The 20071-nt window shown below is 71.6% G+C and carries 22 protein-coding genes; 6 read left to right on the forward strand and 16 right to left on the reverse strand.

Annotation, left to right across the window (positions count from 1 at the left end):
* Positions 1 to 1455: an FAD-dependent oxidoreductase gene (locus tag ACZ4TR_RS29845; protein ID WP_465290454.1), complete on the forward strand. Its 1455-nt coding sequence runs from the start codon at positions 1 to 3 to the stop codon at positions 1453 to 1455.
* An 86-nt stretch (positions 1456 to 1541) separates the two neighbouring features.
* On the opposite strand, the gene ACZ4TR_RS29850 is transcribed toward ACZ4TR_RS29845, so the two are convergent.
* The 10 genes from ACZ4TR_RS29850 to ACZ4TR_RS29895 all read right to left on the reverse strand — a co-directional run bounded on the left by ACZ4TR_RS29850 (position 1542) and on the right by ACZ4TR_RS29895 (position 10442).
* On the reverse strand, positions 1542 to 2078 hold the full coding sequence (locus ACZ4TR_RS29850; RefSeq protein ID WP_465290456.1) for a pyridoxamine 5'-phosphate oxidase family protein: 537 nt from the start codon (positions 2076 to 2078) through the stop codon (positions 1542 to 1544).
* 2 nt (positions 2079 to 2080) lie between these two features.
* The gene (locus tag ACZ4TR_RS29855; RefSeq protein ID WP_465290457.1) at positions 2081 to 2584 is read right to left on the reverse strand and encodes a winged helix-turn-helix transcriptional regulator; all 504 of its coding nucleotides are present in this window, start codon (positions 2582 to 2584) and stop codon (positions 2081 to 2083) included.
* Positions 2585 to 2658: 74 nt separating this feature from the next.
* Complete coding sequence (locus ACZ4TR_RS29860; protein ID WP_465290458.1) at positions 2659 to 3798, reverse strand: M20 family metallopeptidase; 1140 nt, start codon at positions 3796 to 3798, stop codon at positions 2659 to 2661.
* The gene (locus ACZ4TR_RS29865; RefSeq protein ID WP_465290460.1) at positions 3795 to 4781 is read right to left on the reverse strand and encodes a ketopantoate reductase family protein; all 987 of its coding nucleotides are present in this window, start codon (positions 4779 to 4781) and stop codon (positions 3795 to 3797) included. Before ACZ4TR_RS29865 ends, ACZ4TR_RS29860 begins: the two co-directional genes overlap by 4 nt.
* Positions 4774 to 5553, reverse strand: a complete 780-nt coding sequence (locus ACZ4TR_RS29870; protein ID WP_465290462.1) for an SDR family NAD(P)-dependent oxidoreductase — start codon at positions 5551 to 5553, stop codon at positions 4774 to 4776. The genes ACZ4TR_RS29865 and ACZ4TR_RS29870 overlap by 8 nt, the downstream gene beginning before the upstream one ends.
* A complete protein-coding gene (locus ACZ4TR_RS29875) occupies positions 5553 to 6839 on the reverse strand; it encodes an MFS transporter (protein WP_465290464.1) in 1287 nt (428 codons plus the stop codon). The genes ACZ4TR_RS29870 and ACZ4TR_RS29875 overlap by 1 nt, the downstream gene beginning before the upstream one ends.
* On the reverse strand, positions 6836 to 7723 hold the full coding sequence (locus ACZ4TR_RS29880; protein WP_465290465.1) for a polysaccharide deacetylase family protein: 888 nt from the start codon (positions 7721 to 7723) through the stop codon (positions 6836 to 6838). Before ACZ4TR_RS29880 ends, ACZ4TR_RS29875 begins: the two co-directional genes overlap by 4 nt.
* Positions 7720 to 8727: an Lrp/AsnC family transcriptional regulator gene (locus tag ACZ4TR_RS29885; protein WP_465290467.1), complete on the reverse strand. Its 1008-nt coding sequence runs from the start codon at positions 8725 to 8727 to the stop codon at positions 7720 to 7722. Before ACZ4TR_RS29885 ends, ACZ4TR_RS29880 begins: the two co-directional genes overlap by 4 nt.
* Before the next feature lie 105 nt (positions 8728 to 8832).
* Positions 8833 to 9774 (reverse strand): carbohydrate kinase family protein, encoded by a 942-nt coding sequence (locus ACZ4TR_RS29890; protein ID WP_465290469.1) that lies wholly within the window; start codon positions 9772 to 9774, stop codon positions 8833 to 8835.
* On the reverse strand, positions 9774 to 10442 hold the full coding sequence (locus ACZ4TR_RS29895) for a class II aldolase/adducin family protein (RefSeq protein WP_465290471.1): 669 nt from the start codon (positions 10440 to 10442) through the stop codon (positions 9774 to 9776). Before ACZ4TR_RS29895 ends, ACZ4TR_RS29890 begins: the two co-directional genes overlap by 1 nt.
* Positions 10443 to 10498: 56 nt before the next feature.
* Between ACZ4TR_RS29895 and ACZ4TR_RS29900 the strand changes: the two genes are divergently transcribed.
* The 3 genes from ACZ4TR_RS29900 to ACZ4TR_RS29910 are packed head-to-tail and all read left to right on the forward strand — an operon-like array spanning position 10499 to position 12358.
* Positions 10499 to 11095 (forward strand): TetR family transcriptional regulator, encoded by a 597-nt coding sequence (locus ACZ4TR_RS29900; protein ID WP_465290473.1) that lies wholly within the window; start codon positions 10499 to 10501, stop codon positions 11093 to 11095.
* 10 nt (positions 11096 to 11105) lie between these two features.
* Positions 11106 to 11903, forward strand: coding sequence for a thymidylate synthase (locus tag ACZ4TR_RS29905; RefSeq protein ID WP_465290475.1), 798 nt, complete (start codon positions 11106 to 11108; stop codon positions 11901 to 11903).
* Positions 11900 to 12358 (forward strand): dihydrofolate reductase, encoded by a 459-nt coding sequence (locus tag ACZ4TR_RS29910; RefSeq protein WP_465290477.1) that lies wholly within the window; start codon positions 11900 to 11902, stop codon positions 12356 to 12358. Before ACZ4TR_RS29905 ends, ACZ4TR_RS29910 begins: the two co-directional genes overlap by 4 nt.
* A 10-nt stretch (positions 12359 to 12368) precedes the next feature.
* On the opposite strand, the gene ACZ4TR_RS29915 is transcribed toward ACZ4TR_RS29910, so the two are convergent.
* A complete protein-coding gene (locus ACZ4TR_RS29915; RefSeq protein ID WP_465290479.1) occupies positions 12369 to 13133 on the reverse strand; it encodes a DUF222 domain-containing protein in 765 nt (254 codons plus the stop codon).
* Between the two features lie 220 nt (positions 13134 to 13353).
* Here ACZ4TR_RS29915 and ACZ4TR_RS29920 point away from each other — a divergent pair, with 220 nt between their 5' ends.
* Positions 13354 to 15243: an RICIN domain-containing protein gene (locus tag ACZ4TR_RS29920; protein WP_465290481.1), complete on the forward strand. Its 1890-nt coding sequence runs from the start codon at positions 13354 to 13356 to the stop codon at positions 15241 to 15243.
* Positions 15244 to 15288: 45 nt separating this feature from the next.
* Here ACZ4TR_RS29920 and ACZ4TR_RS29925 read toward each other — a convergent pair whose 3' ends face one another.
* The 5 genes from ACZ4TR_RS29925 to ACZ4TR_RS29945 all read right to left on the reverse strand — a co-directional run bounded on the left by ACZ4TR_RS29925 (position 15289) and on the right by ACZ4TR_RS29945 (position 19596).
* Complete coding sequence (locus ACZ4TR_RS29925; RefSeq protein ID WP_465290483.1) at positions 15289 to 16371, reverse strand: alpha/beta hydrolase family protein; 1083 nt, start codon at positions 16369 to 16371, stop codon at positions 15289 to 15291.
* A gap of 125 nt (positions 16372 to 16496) precedes the next feature.
* Positions 16497 to 17063: a snapalysin family zinc-dependent metalloprotease gene (locus tag ACZ4TR_RS29930; RefSeq protein ID WP_364519851.1), complete on the reverse strand. Its 567-nt coding sequence runs from the start codon at positions 17061 to 17063 to the stop codon at positions 16497 to 16499.
* A 150-nt stretch (positions 17064 to 17213) separates the two neighbouring features.
* The gene (locus tag ACZ4TR_RS29935; RefSeq protein ID WP_465290485.1) at positions 17214 to 17771 is read right to left on the reverse strand and encodes a TetR/AcrR family transcriptional regulator; all 558 of its coding nucleotides are present in this window, start codon (positions 17769 to 17771) and stop codon (positions 17214 to 17216) included.
* 2 nt (positions 17772 to 17773) lie between these two features.
* Positions 17774 to 19261: an MFS transporter gene (locus ACZ4TR_RS29940; RefSeq protein WP_465290487.1), complete on the reverse strand. Its 1488-nt coding sequence runs from the start codon at positions 19259 to 19261 to the stop codon at positions 17774 to 17776.
* Between the two features lie 71 nt (positions 19262 to 19332).
* Positions 19333 to 19596 (reverse strand): hypothetical protein, encoded by a 264-nt coding sequence (locus tag ACZ4TR_RS29945; protein WP_465290489.1) that lies wholly within the window; start codon positions 19594 to 19596, stop codon positions 19333 to 19335.
* A gap of 229 nt (positions 19597 to 19825) precedes the next feature.
* Here ACZ4TR_RS29945 and ACZ4TR_RS29950 point away from each other — a divergent pair, with 229 nt between their 5' ends.
* Positions 19826 to 20056, forward strand: coding sequence for a hypothetical protein (locus ACZ4TR_RS29950; RefSeq protein WP_364519859.1), 231 nt, complete (start codon positions 19826 to 19828; stop codon positions 20054 to 20056).
* The last annotated feature ends 15 nt before the right edge of the window (positions 20057 to 20071 follow it).

Below are 20071 nucleotides of genomic sequence, written 5' to 3' on the forward strand. Positions count from 1 at the left end.
ATGGCGTTCGCGATCACCCAGACCTGCTGCGCCGACGCGTCCTGCGTGTCGGTCTGCCCGGTCAACTGCATCCACCCGACACCGGACGAGCCGGACTTCGGGACGACCGACATGCTCTACGTCGACCCGGCGACCTGCATCGACTGCGGCGCGTGCGCCGACGCCTGCCCGGTCGACGCGATCTTCCCGGCCGGCGACCTGACCGGGCCGCTGAAGGTCTACGAGGAGCTCAACGCGGAGTTCTACGCGGGCCGTGACGTCCTCGCCGAGGCCACGACCGCCCCGAACTTCCACCGCTGGTCCCCGCCGGTCTTCGGCCGCGTCCTGCCCAGCGACTTCGCGCCGCTGGACGTCGCGGTCGTCGGTACCGGCCCGGCCGGGATGTACGCGGTCGAGGACCTGTTGCTGCACACCAATTCCCGCGTCACGCTGATCGACCGGCTGGCGACGGCCGGCGGCCTGATCCGCTACGGCGTCGCGCCCGACCACCCGTCGACGAAGAAGATCGGCGAGACGTTCGCGCGGTACCACGACCACCCCCGCCTGCGGCTGAGGCTCGGCGTCGAGGCCGGTCCCGAACTGGCCGGACGGCACGACGCGGTCATCTACGCGGTCGGGGCCACTGAGGCTCGCCGCCTGGATGTCCCCGGAGAAGACCTGCCCGGCAGCCTGCCGGCCGCTTCGGTGGTCGGCTGGTACAACGGCCACCCGGACATCGCGCCGGCCGCCGTGGACCTCTCGGCCGAGCGGGTGGTCGTGGTGGGCACGGGCAATGTCGCCCTCGACATCGCCCGGATCCTGACGGCTTCGCCGGAATCGCTGGCCGGGACCGGGATCGCGCCCGCGGCCCTGGCCCGGCTGCGGTCGAGCAAGGTGCGCGAGGTCGTGGTGCTGGCCCGGCGCGGGCCCGAGGACGCCGCGTACACCCGATCGGAACTGCTGGCGCTGGCGGCCCGCGGCGACCTCGTCGTGGACGCGCACGATCCGCGGGTCGGGGCGGCGATCGACGGCGCCCACGGGAAAGCCGCTTGGTTGCGGGGGGTGCCGCGCGAGACGGTGGACTGGTCGTCCCCGCCGTCGGACGGACGGCGGATCGTCCTGCGGTTCCACTCTTCCCCGGTCGCGTTCACGGGCGACCGCGAAGTCCGGGGCGTCCGCGTGTCGGGCCCCTCGGGTGACGTCGAGATCCTCGCCGGCCGGGTCGTCCGGGCGGCCGGGTTCCGCGGTGCGCCCGTGGCCGGGCTCCCGTTCGACCCCGCCACCGGGACCGTGCCCAACGTCTCGGGGCGGGTCGAGCCGGGAACGTACGTGGCGGGGTGGATCAAGCGCGGGCCCTCGGGCGGGATCGGCGCCAACAAGGCGTGCGCCCGCGAGACGGTCGGAGCGCTGCTGGAGGACGCGGTCGCCGGCCGGCTGCGGACCCGGCGGCGCGCACGCGTCTTCGGCCGGGCGTGAGCTCTCCCGTGTCGCAGTGAATGACTCATTCCTGGCGCCGGACGCCAGGAATGAGTCATTCACTGCATCGGGGGCCAGGGTGGCGGTCAGCGTCCCGCGGGCACGTGGCTGGTGTGGGTGAACTCCACTGTGGACAGCATCGACTTGCCGGTCCTCGAGCGCTTCCGGCCGAAGGCGAGCACCTTCGCCGGCTCGACCGCGAACACCGCCGCGTCGTGCCCACCCTGTCGGAGCCCTTCGTCGGTCGCCTCGTAAACCCAGCTGCCGTCCCACTTGGCCAGCCACGCCTCGGCGAGCCGTGCCAGCTCGGCCCGGCCGGTGACGCGCCGGGCGGTGCCTTCGACCACCACGTCCAGGGCGTCGTCCCACGAGTCGCGGCCCGTGGTCAGCACGACGTTCGGGTTCGCGGTCAGGTTGAGGTACTTCTGCTCGGTCTCGCCGGTGCTGAAGTGCAGGGCGCCGTCGAGCCAGATCGCGACCAGCGGGGTCACGTGCGGGCGGCCGTCCGCACGGACTGTCGTCAGCCAGCTGATCTGGGCTGCTTCCAGAGCTTTGACGGTCTCCGCCCAGCCGGTGGGCTCGGTGCCGGGGTCGCTGAACCGTTCGTCGAGGCGCGTTTCCATGATCACTCCGTTCGTCGGTCGCGCACGGATGCCGCGTAGGCGGCCTCCAGGCGCTCGACGACGGTGGGGCCGTCCGGCGCCTCCTCGCGACGGGTGCCGAGGTGGGTCTCGCGCAGTTCGTCCATGAAGGCCTCCCACAGCGGCGGACCGCCGGCGGTGAGCACCGCGGCCCGGGCCGCGTACTCGTCGGCCACCGGCAGGTGCCGGACACCCCACGCGCTGAGCTGCACGAGCACCGGCACCAGGTCGATCGCCCGCTCGGTCAGGCTGTAGGTGACCTTCTGCTTGTGCGACGGATCGCCGGCTCGCGTCAGCAGCCCGTACTCGACGAGCACGGCCAGCCGGTCGGCCAGCACGTTCGACGAAATCCGCTCTTCGCCGCCGAGCAGCTCGCGGAAGTGCCGGGCCCCGCCGAAGACGACGTCACGCAGCACGAGCAGCGTCCACCGGTCGCCGAAGATCTCGAGCGACAGGTTGATCGGACACCTCGACCGCGCTTCCCGCACTGCTCCCACCTCACAACTGGTTGCTTTACGAGAGCAGTAGTACCCCGCGGCACCCGGTTGCAAACCGACAGCGGTCAGCCGGCGAGCCGGTGCAGCACGGCGGCCGCCAGCGCCGTCCGTTCCAGCATCCCCTCGACGCTGATGTGCTCGTGCCGGGCGTGCGCGCCGTCGCCGACCGCGCCGAAGCCGTCCAGGACCGGGTGGCCCAGTGCCGCCACGAAGTTGCCGTCGCTGGCGCCGCCGACCGAGCATTCCCGCAGCGTGAGGCCCAGTTCCGCGGCCTCCTCACGCGCCAGTTCGTACAGCCGCGCGATCGCTGCCGAGCGTTCCATCACCGGCCGGTTCCAGCCGCCGGTCACCTCGACCGCCGCCCGGGAGTCGTGCGCCGAAAGCGCCGCCAGGCCGGCGTCGATGCGCGCCGCCTCGGCCGCGCTGGACACGCGGACGTCGATCTCGCCGGACGCCGCGCCCGCGATCACGTTCTGCCGGGTGCCGCCGGTGATCACGCCGACGTTGACCGTGGTGCCGGCGTCCGGATCGGACAGCCCGTGCAGGGCGAGCACCGCCCGCGCCAGCTCGTCGATCGCGCTCGCGCCCTTGGTGGGGTCCAGCCCGGCGTGCGCCTCGACGCCCGTCGTGCGCACCCGGAACAGGCCGACCCCCTTGCGCGCGGTCTTCACCGCGCCGTCGGCGCTCGCCTCGAACACGAGCGTCGCGCGCGTGCCCGCGGCGGCCTCCTCGATCACCGGGCGCGACGCCGGGCTGCCGATCTCCTCGTCACCGTTGAGGACCAGCCGCACGGCCGGGCGCGGCAGCCCGGCGGCGTCCAGCGCGCGCAGCGCCCACACCGCGTGCACCAGGCCCGACTTCATGTCGAAGATCCCCGGTCCCGTCGCGCGGTCACCGTCCACGGTGAACGGCCACGCGGCGAGGGTCCCGAGCGGCCACACCGTGTCGTAGTGGCACAGCAGGAGCACCGGCTCGCCGGCGCCGGGGAAGTCGTAGACCTTGATGTCGCCGTACTGCCCGCCGTCGACGTCCCGGACGCATCCCGGGGAACCCAGCCGTTCGCGCAGCCAGCCGTCCACCCAGGACAGTCCACGGTCCAGAGCGGACTTGTCGTCACTGGGCGTCTCGATGCCCACGTAGGCCGCGACGTCGGCCAGGAGGTCGTCGCGGTGCGTGCGCACCCACTCGTGCAGTTCGCGGATCACAGCGCTCGCTCCAGTTCGGTCAGGTGGTCTTCGGACATCGCGGCGGCGCCGGTCTCGACGTCGCGCAGCCGGGTCAGCATCGCCCGCAGCAGCGGGACGTCCGCCGCCGCGAGCACCGGCGCGTAGTGGTGGTGCACCTCGACCGGGCGGTGCCGGACGGCGATGTCGCGCCAGATGCCGCTGCGGTCCTTGGGCTGGGTCCGCAGCCACGCGACCAGCCGGTCGGTCGCCGCCTCGCGCCCGGTCGCGCCCGGCAGGTAGGCGGCCGGGTCGAACTGGTCGAACGGCTCCAGGACGCGGTCGCCGGCCGCGGCGAACACCTCCGCGGTGAGCGCGTGCATGAGCGGCCGGTGCCGGTCGATCAGGTCGGCCATCGGCGCGTCGGCCAGCGCCGTCGTGGTCAGCATCGCGCCGAAGCCGAGCTTCGCCCACAGGTAGCCCTCGACGTTGGCGGTCGCCTTCGCCGGGCCCCACGCCTGCAGGTCCGCGACGACCTCCTCGACGCGGCCGGTGATCCGGCCGTCGGGCTCGCCGACGACCAGCGCGCCGAGCCCGCCGTCTCGCACGACGCCGGGCTCGACGACGTCGGCGAAGAGGTTCACGAACGCCCCGACCGTCCGTTCCGGACCGACGTGGGCCGCGATCAGCCCTTCGTTGAGCCCGTTCTGCAGCGAGACGACAAAACCGTCCGACGCGAGCCGCGGGGCCAGCCACGGCAACACCGCCTCGGTGGCCTGGGCCTTGACGGCCAGCAGCACCCGGCCGAGTACCGGCGGGGCCTCGTCCGGGACGAAGGCGGGCAGCTCCACGGTCTCGTCGCCGCCGGGGCGGCGCAGGGTGAGACCGCGGGCCGCGATCGCGGCCACGTGGCCCGCGTCGGCGTCCACGATGGACACCGGGTGCCCGGCCCGCGCGAGGTGGAACGCGAGCGTCCCGCCGATCGCGCCGCCGCCGACCACGGTGTACGAGCGCCGGTCAGGCATGCGCTTCCTCTCCTTGTTGGACGGGTGTCTCCCCGCTCCAGTGCAGCGGCAGCCCGGCCGCGCCCGCGGTCGAACCGCCGTCGACGCGCAGGACGGCGCCGGTGATCCAGCCGGCCTCGGGACCGGCGAGCCAGAACACCGCGTCGGCGATTTCCCGGGGTTCGCCGCGCCGGCCGAGCGGGTTCACCGACACCGCCGCCGCGTACGCCTCGGTGACCGGGTTCGCGTCGCTGTCGACGGTGACGAAGCCCGGGCTCACCGCGTTCACGCGGATGCCGTGCGGCCCCAGCTCGACCGCGCAGGCCTTGGTCACCATCTCCAGCGCGGCCTTCGACGTCGCGTAGTGCGCGGCGCCGGGCCGCGCCCGGGTGGCCGCGCCGGAGGAGATGTTGACGACGCTGCCGGTGGTCCCGGCCGCCGCGTGCGCCCGTCCGAAGGCGACGGTCGTGAGGAGCGCGGCCCGGACGTTGACGTCCTGCACGCGGTCCCAGATCGCCGCGGTCATGTCCAGCAGGGGAGTGGCGGGGTAGATCCCGGCGGCGTTGACGAGGACGTCGACCGGCCCGGCCCGCTCGACGAGCCCTTCGGCGTACTCCGCGTCGGCGAGGTCCCCGGGCAGCTCGACGACCTCCGTGGCCAGTCCGGCTGCCACTGTGGACAGTTCCGCTGCGCGGAGGTCGGACAGGACGAGGCGGTCGCCCGCGGCGGCGAACCGGGCCGCGATCGCGGCGCCGATGCCGCCGCCGGCCCCGGTGACGAGCACGGTCCGCACTACAGCTCCTTCCCCTTCGTCTCGGGCATGGTGAGGTAGACCGCGACGCCGATGAGCGCGGCGGCCGCGACGTAGACCCACACGAGGTTGCCGAGGTGGTTCGCGTTCAGCCAGGTCGTGACGTACGGCGCGGTACCGCCGAAGATCGCCACGGCGAGCGCGTACGGCAGGCCGATGCCGGTGGTGCGGACCTCCGGCGGGAACTGCTCGGCCATGATCACCGCGCAGTTCGCCGAGTACCCGACGATCAGGACCAGCCCGATCAGCTCGATGACGAACACGCTCCAGAAGCTGTTGCCCAGGAAGTGGAACGCGGGCCAGGCGAACACCACGAACCCGCCGGCGAACACCGTCATCGTCGGCTTGCGCCCGAGCCGGTCGGACAGCAGGCCGCCGAAGGGCAGCAGCGCGATGAACACGACCATGGCCAGGGTGTTCGCCAGCAGCGCCGTCTTGAGCGGGATGCCGGTGGCCAGGTGGGCGTAGGCCGGCATGTAGGAGACCCACACGTAGTAGATCAGCGTCCCGGCGATGGTCACGCCGGCCACGCGCAGCGCGGCTTTCGGGTGATCGCGCAGCATCGCGACCACCGGGTTGCGGCGGGACTTCGTGGCGATCTTGGTGAACGCCTCGGTCTCGTGCACCGACACCCGCAGCCACAGGCCGACCAGGCCGAGCAGCCCGGCGAGGCCGAACGCGAGCCGCCAGCCCCAGCCGTGCAGGTCGGCGTCCGCCAGCGTGGAGTTGAGGATCGTGCCCATCAGCGCGGCCAGCAGCGAGCCGAGGCCGACCGAAACCTGCTGCCACGAACCCGCGAACGCCCGGCGGCCGGGCGCGGCCGATTCGATGAGGAACGCCGACGACGAGCCGAACTCGCCGCCCGCGGAGAAGCCCTGCACGAGCCGGGCGAGCAGGAGCACGATCGGCGCCAGCACCCCGATCTGCGCGTACGTCGGGCACACCGCGATGACGATCGACGCCCCGGCCATCAACGAGATGGTGAGCGTGAGTCCCTTCTTGCGGCCCTTCCGGTCGGCGTACGCGCCGAGCACCGCGCCGCCGACCGGCCGCATGACGAACCCGACGGCGAACACGGCCAAAGTGGACAGCAGGGCCGTGGTTTCGTTGCCGCCGGCGAAGAACTGGCCGGCGAAGACCGGGGCGAACGTCGCGTAGACGGCCCAGTCGACCCATTCGACGGTGTTGCCGACGGCCCCGGCGACGATCGCCTTGCGCTGCTGCGCCGTCAGCTTGTGCGAGACGACGGTGGTGTCCACAGTGGTCATGGCTGCTCCCGCAGGACGTGGTCGACGATCTGCGCGTGCGTGGCGAACCAGACGTCGTCGTGGCCGGTGATGTGGTCGAGGAGCTCGGCCAGGATCGCGATCCGCGAGCGGTGGCCGATGATGTGCGGGTGCATGGTGAGCTGGAAGAGGCTGCCGTCGGCGTAGGCGGCGTCGAACTCGTCGCGCCAGATCGAAAGCACGCCGCGCGGCGGGGTGTAGGGCCGCAGCGAGGCGAAGCGGTCCATCATGAAGTACGGCGCGTCGTCGCGGATCCACTCCACCGGCAGCTCGACGACGCCGGTGGGTTCGCCGTTCTCGACGAGTTCGTAGCAGTCGTCGTCGGCCATCAGCGACGAGTCGTACTTCAGGCCCAGCTCGCGCGTGATGGCGAGGGTGTGCGCGGAGAAGTCCCAGGACGGCGTCCGGATCCCGGCCGGCCGCGTCCCGGCGAGGCGTTCGAGGACGTCGGCGGCACGGAAGGCCAGGTCGCGTTCCTCGGTCTCGGTGAGCGCGGTGTTGCGTTCGTGGATCCAGCCGTGCAGCGCAACCTCGTGCCCATCGTCCACATAGGACTTGACTTCGCCGTCGTGCAGCAGCGCCGACACCGCGGGCATGAAGAACGACGCGGGCGCCTCGTGCTGACGCAGGAGCTTCAGGATGCGCGGCACGCCGACGCGGGCGCCGTACTCGCCCTGCGCCATCTTGCCGGGCAGGACGTCACCGTCGCGCAGGGCGGGCGTCTCGTGGTCGGAGTCGAAGGACAGGGCGACGGCGACCTTCGCGCCGCCGGGCCACGACGCCGGGCGCAGCGAGCGCCCGGCGCGGACGTGCTCGACGTGTCCGCGCCACGTCTTTTCGTCCCACTGCCACGGTTGGTCGGTCATGCGTCCTCCAAGCTGGCGGCGGGCGTCGGGGCCCACGCGCGCTTGAGCGTCGAAACCTGCAGGGTCACGTCGGCCTCCCGGAGCCCGGGCAGCGCGCCGACGACGTCGGTGGTGTGGCGGTAGAGCTCCCCGTAGTGGCGCAGCACGATCTGGCCGACGAGGTTGAAGCGGCCGGTGGTGGCGCTCAGGTACTTCGTGCCGGGGTGGGCGGCGAGCTGCTGTCCCGCGCGGTCGAGTTCGCCGGGGACGACCGACAGCCAGAGCATGAACTCGAGGGCGTAGCCGAACATGGCGGGTTCGGCGAGCGTCCGGAACCGCAGGCAGCCGCGTCTGACGAGCGAATCGACCCGGCGGGCCACGGTGGACTCGCTGGTGCCGACCTGTTTGGACACTTCCTTGAAGGGCAGCCGCCCGTCTTCGCCGAGGGCGGCGCAGATCGCGAGGTCGAGCTCGTCGAGCTGCTCGGGCGCGTGTTCCCAGTGCTGCTCCTCGAACGGCCGCACCTCGCCGCCGCGCAGCTCCTTCGCCGCCTCGGGGGTGAGCTCGCCGGAGTCCCAGTCGTGGTTCGAGGTGAAGGTCCGCATGACGGCGAAGGTCTCGGCGTCCCGGATGGCCTCCGCGGCGGGGAAGCCGTTTTCCTGCAGGCTCGCGATGTCGGCGTAGGAGGGCAGGACGAACTCGGCGGAGCAGTCGGCGCTCCCGGCGAGCACGGTGGCGTACCGGACGTCGGGCCGGGCGGCGAGGGCGTCGGCGACGGCGGCGGCGGTACCGGGACGGCACTTCAGCCGCGTGAGAACGGGGACGCCGAGCCCGCACCGGAGGACGTCGACGACACCGATGACCCGCAGGCGGCCGCTCTCGGTGAGCTTCTCGGCGCGCCGGAGGACGGTGGACTCGCTGGCACCGACGTGCCGGGCGATGGCGCCCCAGGACGCCCGGCCGTTGAGCTGGAGGGCCGCGACGATACGACGGTCCGGTTCGGTCGCTTTGCCTTCGTTCTGCACACCAGGCATCCTGAATGCAGGAAAACGTCAAGTCAAGGGGTGTAGTTGCACGAAAACCGCAGACCGGTCTGACGGAGAGGTCGCGAACCCGGCTGTTGCGCTTGGTCAGTGGGTCGGGAGGACCGGCGTGGCCGCCGCGAAGGCGTCGGCCGCCGCCAGGTCGAACTCGCCGTGGTCGCTGCCCAGGCCCTGGGCCACCAGCCCGGCCGCCGCGCTCCCGAGCACGGCCGCTTCACGCAGCGGGCGGCCCAGGCCCACGCCCCGCAGGAAGCCCGCCGAGAACGCGTCGCCGCAGCCCGTCGTGTCGACCACCGGCACCGCGAACGCGGGCACCGCGATGGTCTCCTCCGCCGTCACCACCAGCGCTCCGCGGGCTCCCCGCGTGACCGCCACACAGCCGACTCCCCGCTCGAGCAGCGCCCGGGCGCCGTCTTCCAGGGACGCGGAGCCCGTCAGGCCCAGCACCTGGTCTTCGTTCGGCAGGAGGTAGTCCAAAGAGGACAACGCGGGCGCGATCCAGGCCAGTACCCCGGGATCACCCGGCGCCAGCAGGTCGGCCGACGTCACCACGCCGGCGGCCCGCACCGGCGCGAGAATCGCCGCGGCCGCGGCGCCGCCCATCAGCTCCGGTCCGCCCAGGTGCAGGTGGGTCGCGCGGGTCAGCTCGGCCAGGGGAGCCTCCGACGGCTCGTACTCCAGGTTGGCCCCCGGCACGTGGAACGCGGGCCGGCTGCCGTCCGGACGGATCGGCAGCACCGACGCCGACGTCTGCACGCCCGCGCGTCGCAGCACCAGCGACGTGTCGATGCCGTACCGGGCGAGCATCGACAGCAGCAGGTCGCCGATGGGGTCATCGCCGACCGCGCCGGCCGAACGGACCGAGGCGCCGAGCTTCGCGAGCGTCACCGCCGTGCCCGCGGCCGTCCCCGCCGGGCCGAACCGGATCTGCTCCACCAGCGCGGCGCCCTGGCCCTCCGGGATGGCCTCGACCGGCCGGACCTGCACGTCGAACACGTGCGCGCCCAGCGTCACGACGGTCTGCGTCATCAGTCCTCGATCCGCCGGGGCCGGCCGTACCCGCTCCGCACGGCCGCCGTCACGACGGCTTCCTGCTGCAGGTCGTCCAGTGCCCGGGGCGCGCCGAGCGCGGCGGCCCGGACGTACAGCCCGCACGCCCACTCCAGGAGCAGCGCATTGTCCATCGCCCCGTCCAGCGTCGGGCCGTGAGCGATCGCGCCGTGGTTGGCCAGCAGCGCCGCCGCCTTGCCGTCGAGCGCCGCCAGGGTCCCGGCGGCCAGCTCCGCCGAGCCGAACACGGCGAACGGCGCGACCCGGACCGAGCCGCCCAGCGCGAGCTGCTGGTAGTGCACGCAGGGGAGCTCGTCGAGGACCAGCGACACCGCGGTGGCCTGCGGCGAGTGCGTGTGCACCACCGCACCCGCGTCATAACGCCGGTAGATCCCCAGGTGCAGCTCCAGTTCCGAGGTCGGCGCGAGCTCGCCGGCGACGACCGTCCCGTCGAGGTCGACGACGGTCACGTCGTCCGGCGTCGCCGCGCCCAGCACGACCCCAGTCGCGGTCACCGCCACGTGTTCGCCGGCCCGGACGCTTACGTTGCCCGCCGTGCCGATCAGCAGGCCTTCGCCCGCGAGGCCGTTGCTCGCGCGGGCCACCGCCCGCCGTGCGTCGTCGAGTACGGAACTTCCCACTGCCATGGGCCCGAGGCTAGAATAAATGCGAAACAAAGTCACGTTCAGGTTTGGAGCGGTGGATGCTGCGGCGAGTCCCGCGTCAGGCCCGGGCCCGGGAGAAGCTGGCCCGCGTCCTGGAAGCGGCCGACCGGCTGCTCGCCGAGGAGGGCGTCGAGGCCCTGACGACGACGCGGGTCGCCGCCGCGGCCGGCGTCTCCGTCGGCGCGCTGTACCAGTACCTGCCGGACCGGGACGCCATCACCGAGGCGCTGGCCGAGGGCTACCTCGCCCGGCTCGAAGACCTGATGACGTCTTTCGCCGACCAAGCGGCGAAGGAGACCTGGGACGACCCCGTCGGCCTGCTCGTCGACGCGTTCGCCGCGCTCTACCGCGCCGAACCCGGGTTCCGCGCGCTGTGGCTGGGCCGCGGGCTGACGGAGGCGACGCGGGAGGCCGACGCCGCCCACAAGCGCGTGATGGCCACCGGCGTGCACCGCGTGCTCGTCGCGCAGGGCCTGCTCCGCGACGACGCAGAGGCCGCGACGGCGTGTCGCACCGCGTTCCTGGCCGCCGACGCCGTCATCCAGGAGGCGTTCCGCGCTGATCCCGACGGCGCCACCGCGCTGCTCGACCAGCTGAAGGTGATGCTGCGGGCCTACCTGGAGCGGCTCGTCTAGGCTCGCGGGCATGCCCGACACGCAGTACGAAGACCTTCTCCGCCGCGTCCTCGAGACGGGAGCCCGCAAGGCGGACCGCACCGGCACGGGCACGCGGTCGATCTTCGGGCACCAGCTCCGCTACCGCCTGGCCGACGGCTTCCCGCTGATCACCACGAAGAAGGTCCACTTCCGGTCGGTCGCGTACGAGCTGCTGTGGTTCCTGCGCGGCGACGGCAACGTCCGGTGGCTCCAGGAGAACGGCGTCACGATCTGGGACGAGTGGGCCGCACCGGACGGCGATCTCGGCCCGGTGTACGGCGTCCAGTGGCGTTCGTGGCCGACTCCTGGTGGCGGGCACGTCGACCAGATCGCCGAGGTGCTGCGCACGCTGCGCGAGAACCCGGACTCGCGGCGGATCATCGTGTCGGCGTGGAACGTCGGGGAGATCCCGCAGATGGCGCTGCCGCCGTGCCACGCGTTCTTCCAGTTCTACGTGGCCGACGGCGAGCTGTCCTGTCAGCTGTACCAGCGCAGCGCGGACCTGTTCCTCGGCGTGCCGTTCAACATCGCGAGTTACGCGCTGCTGACGCACATGATCGCTGCCCAGGTGGGGCTGGGTGTCGGCGACTTCGTGTGGACGGGCGGCGATTGCCACATCTACGACAACCACGAGGACCAGGTCCGCAGGCAGCTCGCTCGCGACGCGCGGCCGTTCCCCACGCTGAGCCTCAAGCCCGCGGACAGCTTGTTCGACTACACCTACGAGCACATCGCCCTCGACGGTTACGACCCACATCCCGGCATCAAGGCCCCGGTGGCGGTGTGATCGGCCTGGTGTGGGCCCAGTCGGCGAACGGCGTGATCGGCCGCGACGGCGGGTTGCCGTGGCACCTCCCGGAGGACCTGAAGCACTTCCGCACACTGACGGCGGGAGCGACTGTCCTCATGGGACGCTGCACGTGGGAGTCGCTGCCGCCTCGGTTCCGGCCGTTGCCGGGCCGGCGCAACGTGGTGCTGTCGAGTACGCAGCAGGAGGGTGTGGAGACTTTCCCCGATTTGGGGCGTGCGCTCACGACGGTGTCGGAGGACGGTTGGGTGATCGGCGGCGCGGCGGTGTACCGGGCGGCGTTGCCGTTCGCGGACCGGATCGTGGTGACGGAGATCCGGGAGAGCTTCGAGGGTGACACGCGGGCGCCTGAGGTGGGCCGTGCGCCGGACTCCGTGGGGGAGTGGCAGGAGTCTTCGACCGGGCTGCATTACCGGTTTTTGACTTGGGGTTGAGCCGGGACCTTCATCGGCGGTTGTTCGAAACGTGCCGGGTCCACGGTAGGGCCGCGCTGCTGCTTCGTCGGCGGTCGACCTGGGGACGCCTCGGGCGTGGGTGTAGGCCCGTAGCCGGTGGGCTGCGGGCCTTTCCCGTTTGTTCATGCCGCGAACGTAAGTCCGGGCCCTCCTCGGTGCCGTGACGCTCGGCGAGAGAGTCGAACAGGGCGCTGGCTCGGGCGCCGGTCTCGTCGTCGAACCGGCCGTTCAGCTCCCAGAATCCGGTTCTCTTGTGGCGAAACGACAATTCGCGGCTGGGCTTGGCCGGTTCGGTCTCGTTGGGTGCAGCGCCGTCGGGATCCAGGTGGGCCAGGATGCGTGCACCCAAAGCGGCAATCTGCTTGTGCCCGGCTTCGGCGGCGAAGGACAGCAGGTGCTGCTCGGCATCATCGCGGTGCTCGGGCGGGATCTGGGTCGTCACCCCGACGATCGTGTCGATCATCGGGTTGCTCAACCGGCCCTCCGAGGCGGCAGCGCCGGTGGCGGGAGCACCGGCGGGGATGGGTGTGCCGTCGAGGGTGCGGCTCGGGGTGAGGGCGCGGGCTCGCTTGACCACGGTTTCGGCGGCAGCCTTGGGAACGTCGGCGAGGTGTTCGAAGAGCCGTGCGACAGAACGGTACCCGAAGAGTTCCATGACACCGCGGGACTCGATTTCCGCCAGCAGAGAACCGATCTCAGCCTCGGCAGACCGCACGACAGTGAGCAGTGCGGAGATGCGGTCGGCCAGGGCCACCGCGTCCGCTTGCCACACCGTTTCCCGGTTTATACAACAAGATTACCGACATCCGAACACATGTCATCACTCCCACGCCCCGGCGAAGCCGTATCAGTAAAACCAGCGGACAACGTTCCACCATCCGCCCCTTGACGAGCAAACCACCTGTGGTCAACAATCCAACCGTACATCGGAATGTTAACGCTAACACACTCGACGACGAAGTCGGAGCGAAGCCATGAAGCTGCGCCAGGCGTTGACCGTGCTCCTACTACTGGCCGGAACACTCCTGACACCCGGCACCGCGACCGCCGCCGCCCCGGAACAGCCGGTGACGCCACCCGTCATGGGCTGGGCCTCATGGAACTCCTTCGCCGCGAAGATCGACTACAACGTCATCAAAGCGCAGGCCGACGCGCTGGTGTCGGCCGGACTGAAGGACGCCGGCTACACCCACGTCAACATCGACGAAGGCTGGTGGCAGGGAACCCGTGACGGCTCCGGCGATATCACGGTCGACGAAGCCGAGTGGCCGGGCGGGATGAAGGCGATCGCGGACTACCTGCACGGCAAAGGGTTGAAAGCCGGCATCTACACCGATGCCGGGCGCGACGGCTGCGGCTACTACTTCCCGACCGGCCGCCCCGCGGCGCCCGGCTCCGGGAGCGAAGGTCACTACCTGCAGGACATGCTGCAGTTCCAGCGCTGGGGCTTCGACTTCGTCAAGGTCGACTGGTGCGGCGGCGACGCCGAGGGCCTCGACCCGGCGAGCACCTACCGGGCCATCAGCGACGCCAACCGCGCCGCGACCGCGCAGACCGGTCGCACACTCACCCTGTCCGTCTGCGACTGGGGCAAGAAGAACCCGTGGAACTGGGGCGCCGGCACCGCCCCGATGTGGCGCACCAGCACCGACATCATCTACTACGGCCAGACCGCGACCCTCCCGCAGGCGCTGACCAACTTCGACCAGGCGCAGCACCCCGTCTCGCAGCACACCGGGTACGTCAACGATCCGGACATGCTCACCGTCGGCATGCCCGGGCTCTCCGCCGCGCAGGGCCGGACCGAGCTGGGCATGTGGGCGATCTCCGGTGCGCCGCTGCTGGCGGGCAACAACCTCGCGACGATGAGCTCGGAAACCGCGGCGGTCCTCGAGAACCGGGAAGTCATCGCCGTCGACCAGGATCAGCGGGGGCTGCAGGGGGTGAAGGTCGCCGAAGACTCCGCCGGCCGTCAGGTCTACGGCAAAGTTCTCGCCGGCGCAGGAAAGCGGGCCGTGCTGCTGCTCAACCGGACGTCCTCGGCGGCGACCATGACCGTGCGCTGGGCCGACCTCGGCCTGACCACGGCACCGGCGAAAGTGCGGAACCTCTGGGCAGGCAAGGACAACGGCAGCTTCGCCACCGGCTACAGCGTGAGCGTGCCGGCGAACGATTCGGTGCTGGTGACCGTCCAAGGGACCGACGCCGCATCGGCGCACTACGGCTCAAAACTCACCGGGATCACGGCGGCGGCAACGGGCCTGGCCGTCGCGACCTTCACCTACAGCGCGACCACCACCCGGACGCCGGCCCTCGCCGTCAACGGTCAGCAGCCGACCGTCGTCGCGTTCCCGGCGACCGGAGGCGCGACCAAGACCGTCTCCGCCGTGGTCTCCCTGGGCAAAGGGACGAACTCCCTGACGCTCACGGGCGCCTCGCCGCCCCTCGCCGACGTCGCGATCCTGCCGCTGCCCGGCACCGCCGGGGTCCAGGTGGTCGGAACGCAGTCGAGCCGGTGCCTGGACGTCGACGACAACAGCATCGCCAACGGCGTCCAGGCCCAGCTGTGGGACTGCGCCGCCGGACCCAACCAGACCTGGACGCCGGCCCGCGGGCAGCTCGTCGTCAACGGCACCCGATGCCTGGACGCTTACGACAGCGGCACGTCGAACGGCACCGCGGTCGTCATCTGGGACTGCAACGGCCAGCGCAACCAGCAATGGACCCTCAATGCCGACGGCACGATCACCAACGCGCTGTCCGGGTTGTGCCTGGACGCGAGCGGCGCCGGCACCGCGAACGCCACGAAGATCATCCTCTGGACCTGCGGCGGCGGGGCCAACCAGCAGTGGACCCGGCGGTGACCCGCGCGGTGGCGGCAACGGCGCGGTGCCGCCACCAACGGCCGGTCAGCCCCGCAGGTACCGGGCGAAGAAACCGCTGAGTTCCGCGCGTTGCATGGCGATGCTCCGCCCGGCGTCGACGGTGCCGATGAACGGCGCGAGCGCAGCCGGGTCCAAGCCGAGCCGGGGAAGCAGTGCCTGATAATCGGTGTAGCTGAAGTGCTCACCATCCGGGAGGTGGTGCTCGCGGACCGGCCCGCGCTGGTGGCTCAGGAACTCCTGCCACGAAGGATCGGACGCGGCGCTGTGGTTGCCGGCGCTCAGCAGCAGGAACGGCCGGTCGAGGCCTTCGTTCGCGACGCGGCCGAAGTCGCGGGCCGACTGGGAGTACGCCATGCTGCCGTCGAGGTCGGCGCCCGCGTCGATGCGGGCGTCCGAGACCATCGTCTCGCCCGTGGTGAACCCGCCGGCGGAGTGGCCGAACATGCCGATCCGGGTCAGGTCGAGGGAGAGTCCGGCGGGATTTTCGCGGTGGGACAAGACTTTCAGCTCGTCGAGGACGAACCGGATGTCCGCCACCCGCGTGGCGATCAGCTTCTTGCCGTCGGTGCCCGGCGGCAGTACCCGCCGTTCGACGCGGCCGCCGGGGAACTGCACCGCCGCCGGCTCGTGGGTGTGGTCGATCGCCACCGTCACGTAACCCTCGCTCGTGAGCTGTTCCAGTTGCGCGGTGCCGACCGAGCGCGGGTACTTCGCGCTGGGGGAGTAGAGCACGACGGGCCACCGCCCGCCGGCCGCGGGCGCGCCGGTGCGGGCGTGCGTGGGAAACGTGTAGTCCAGGCCGTCCGCGGAAATGCCGAGCTGTGTCGCGTCCTCTTCGGACACGAGCTTCGCGGCTCCTGGCGACAGGTAGGGCGCCTTCGGGCCGCTGCCGGGACGCGCCGGGTACCGGACGGTCACCATCAGCTCGCGCGTCGTCCCCGCGACCCACGGATCCGGCCGCGCGTGGTCGACCAGGTGCAGTTCGGTGCTGCCGACGGCGTACGGTCCGGTCGGCGCGGGCAGGGCGAGCCGCGTGGCGGCGTTGGCGGCGGGTGTGGCGGTCACGACGAGTGCGCCGGCTAGACCGGCGAGAAGTGCTTTTCTCATCGTTCGACCGTATTGACGCGGACGGGTCCCGCCATCGGGATGATCACCGATTTCGTCCCGGACAGGGTCGGCCGGGCCGAACCGGCGGAGCGCGCCGGTGGCCCGGAGGCCACCGGCGCGGTGGATCAGAAGCCGTAGATCGTCTCGTAGATCTGCTGGTCCGCCTGGTTCGTCGCCACGAGGCCGTTGGCCCACAGCGAGTTCACGCGGCTGCGCTCGGCCGAGTTCGGCACCGCGTTGGTGCAGGACGGGCCGGGGCCGCCGCCGGACATCAGCTCCGAGCACGGGCCCGAGTAGTGGTCGGGCAGCCCGAGGGCGTGCCCGGTCTCGTGCGCCGCGATGCGGGTCGGGTTGTACTGGCGGGCCTGGGTGTAGTCGATGAAGATGGTGCCGCTGCCGTGCCCGTTGGTCGAGGCGTAGGACCCGCGGGGGTCGTTGCCCTCGGTGTAGCGCAGGCTGGCGCCGGAGTTGCGCTCGACCAGTCTGACGTTGGTGACGCTGCGGTTCCAGTTGGCGGCACCGGCATTGATCACCGAGCGGAACGACGGTGCGCTGGCCGTGCTGTAGTAGACCGTGGTGACGGCGGCTTCCTGCTGGGTGCCGGCCGGAGCGGCGGACGCGGTGCCCGCGGCGATCGGTGTCACGGCCAAGGCCAGCGCGACAGCGCCGGCCAGGGCGAACTTCCTCGACATCGGAAGACTCCTCGTGGGGGACGGGGATTTGCCGGATTTGCGCGCGCTGTCGAAAATTTACCGGTTGTTTCCCGTTCCCGGAGCCGACTTCCGTAGGGCGGTGCGAGTGGTGATTTACCAGTACTGATTGCGGGTTGACAAACGCCGGGATCAGGCGGTCAGCGTCAGCTCGATGAGCTGCTGTTCCAGCTTCCGCGCCGCGGCCACCTCGAGGCCGACGCCCCACAGCGGTGCCGTGCTGGCCCCGTCGGCCGCCGCGATGACCAGGGTGACCACGTGGTCCGGGAGGCCGTCGGCGCCCAGCTCCTCGTTCCACCGCTCGGCGTCCGCGCGGGCGAGCTCCGCGATCTCGGGGATCGAGATCAGCTGGGCTACCAGGGCGATGTTCTCGCGGACGGCGATCTCGTCGTAGGAGGTGTCCAGCGACGCGCGGACGTACGCGCGGGTCAGCCGGCCCGGTGCCGTGTCTTCGGGGTCCAGCGCTGCCTGCACCTCGGCGCGGTAGGTGTCCAGGATGTCCTGCGCGAGCGCGCGGACCAGCGCCTCCTTGGCCGGGAAGTGGTACAGCAGCCCGCCTTTCGACACGCCGGCCGCTTTCGCGATGTCGTCGAGCGAGGCGGAGATCCCGCGGGTGCGGATCACGGTCCCGGCCGCGTCGAGCAGGGCCCGGCGGGTTTCTTCCGGGCCGCGTCCGGCTTTGCGAGGCATGGTCAGTCCTTTCCGGACGGAATCGTACGCCAGGCGATCACCGCGGCGACGGCGGTGATGACCGCCGCGGCGAGCGAGGTCACCTGCATCGCACCGGTGAACGCTTCTCGCGCCGTGTGGGCGAGTTCGGACGCCGGGTCGAGCACGTTCGCCGCGGCGGCGAGGGAGTCGCGCACCTCGCCGGGAACCGGGCCGGCCGGCAGGAAAGCACGGTAGACCACGGTGACCAGCGAGCCGAGGAGCGCGATGCCCAGCGCCGCACCGAGTTCGTAGGCGGTTTCGGAGATCGCCGACGCCGAGCCCGCCTTGTCCCGCGGGACCGCGGACAGCACCGAGTCGACGGTGAGCGTGAGGGCGAGCCCGACGCCGAGCCCGACCGGCACCAGGCTCAGGCCCAGCCACCAGTACTGCGCCCGCTCGGTCACCGCGACCAGGGCGAGCCCCACCGCGGCGACGGCGAGCGCCGCCGCGACGGCCCGGCCGCGGCCGAGCCGGCCGACGACCACCCCGACCGCGGCCACGACGACGATCGAGGCCAGCGTCGCCGGCATCTCCGCGAACCCGGCCTGCAGCGGGGTGAAGCCGCGGACGAGCTGCAGGTACTGCGAGAAGAAGAACAGCAGGCCCATCAGCGCGAACACGGCGATGAAGCTGGCCAGGACGGCACCGCTGAACGCGCCGTTGCGGAACAGCGCGACGTCGATCAGCGGGCTCTCCGCCCGTCGCTGACGGCGTACGAACGCGACGCCGGACCCGATTCCGACGGCGGCCGCGACGGCCACCTGCGCGTCGATCCCCGAGCCGACCGCGTGCTTGACCGCGTAGACCAGCGGGACGATCGCGGCCAGCGACAGCCCGGCCGAGAGCAGGTCGAAGCGGCCGGGAAGCGGATCACGCGACTCGGGCAACAGCAGGGCGCCCGCGATCAGGAAGACGACGACGATCGGCACGTTGATCAGGAACACCGAGCCCCACCAGTAGTGCTCCAGCAGCACCCCGCCGACGAGCGGGCCGAGTGCGATGCCGCCGCCGGACCCGGCCGACCAGATCGCGATGGCGCGGGTGCGCTCGCGCGGGTCGGCGAACAGGGTGCGGATGATCGAGAGCGTCGACGGCATGATCGTCGCGCCCGCGATCCCGAGCAGCAGACGGGCCACCACGAGCACGCCCGCGGTGGGGGAGAAGGCGGCCAGGGCGGACGCCAGGCCGAACGCCGCCGTGCCGATGAGCAGCACCTTCTTGCGGCCGAAGCGGTCGGCGAGATTTCCGGCGGTGACCAGCAGGCCGGCCAGGGCGAGGGAGTAGACGTCGCCGATCCAGAGGATCTCGGTCGCGGTCGGCGCGAGCTCGCGGGTCAGCGACGGCACGGCGAGGTACAGCACGGTGCCGTCGACGGCGAGCAGCAGCACCGCGCCGACCAGCACGCCCAGGGCGGCCCAGCGGCGCCGGTGGCTCAGGACGGGTCCCGGGGCCGGCAGGATGGCGGTCATGACACTTACTATACCGTCTGGACGGTACAGTAAGCGAGGTAGACTCGATCACACCGCTGCCGTGCGCGGGCTCAGTCGTCGAAGCGAGTGGCGGCCAGTTCTTCCGCGAGGATCAGGTTGACGTGCACCGAAGCGTGTCCCAGTACCCGCCGGGCCGCGGCGAGCGCGGTCAGGGCGACGAGGACGCTCGTCCCGACGAGCAGGCCTCCGACGGTGTCGCCGGGAATCACCGCGGCGACGGAGGCGGCCACGAGAACGGGTGGCCACCAGGGTGCGGGGAGAGCGTGCCGCGGCCGGCGGATCCCGGCTCGCGTGCGCTGGCGATGCAGGGCCATGTCGCCTCCGATCCGTCGCCGGGTGAGTGCAACATCATGACTGACCGGCTCGTCCGGGTTACCGGGTATTCGCCTTCTGTACACGATCGCCCGAAATCTCCGTCGAACGGCCCAGTCGTGCCTGCTGTGGGTGTCCGGTCCAGGCGTGGACATCACCACATCGGGGCTCGAAGTCTGTTCGATCAAGTGTTAGCTCCGAGGTGCTTAGGATGGAGGGGAGGAGGTGGACATGACGTCGGAAGAGCTGATGATCGAGTTCGCCTTGACGCGCCTGGACCACCCTGACCTGGACCTGGAGGACCTGGCCGCGCTCGTGGTGCGGCGGGGCGGGCCGGAGCGGGTGCTGGAGTTCGCGGCGGAGAACTTGGCGGAGCGGGGAGAACTGCGGGGAGCGCCGTTCCCGACGGCGGTCGAGCACGTGTTGCGAGTGGTGCTGACGCTGCGCGGTCCCTCGGACTAGCTCGCGGAACGGCGT

The organism is Amycolatopsis sp. NPDC028719, from assembly GCF_055565395.1.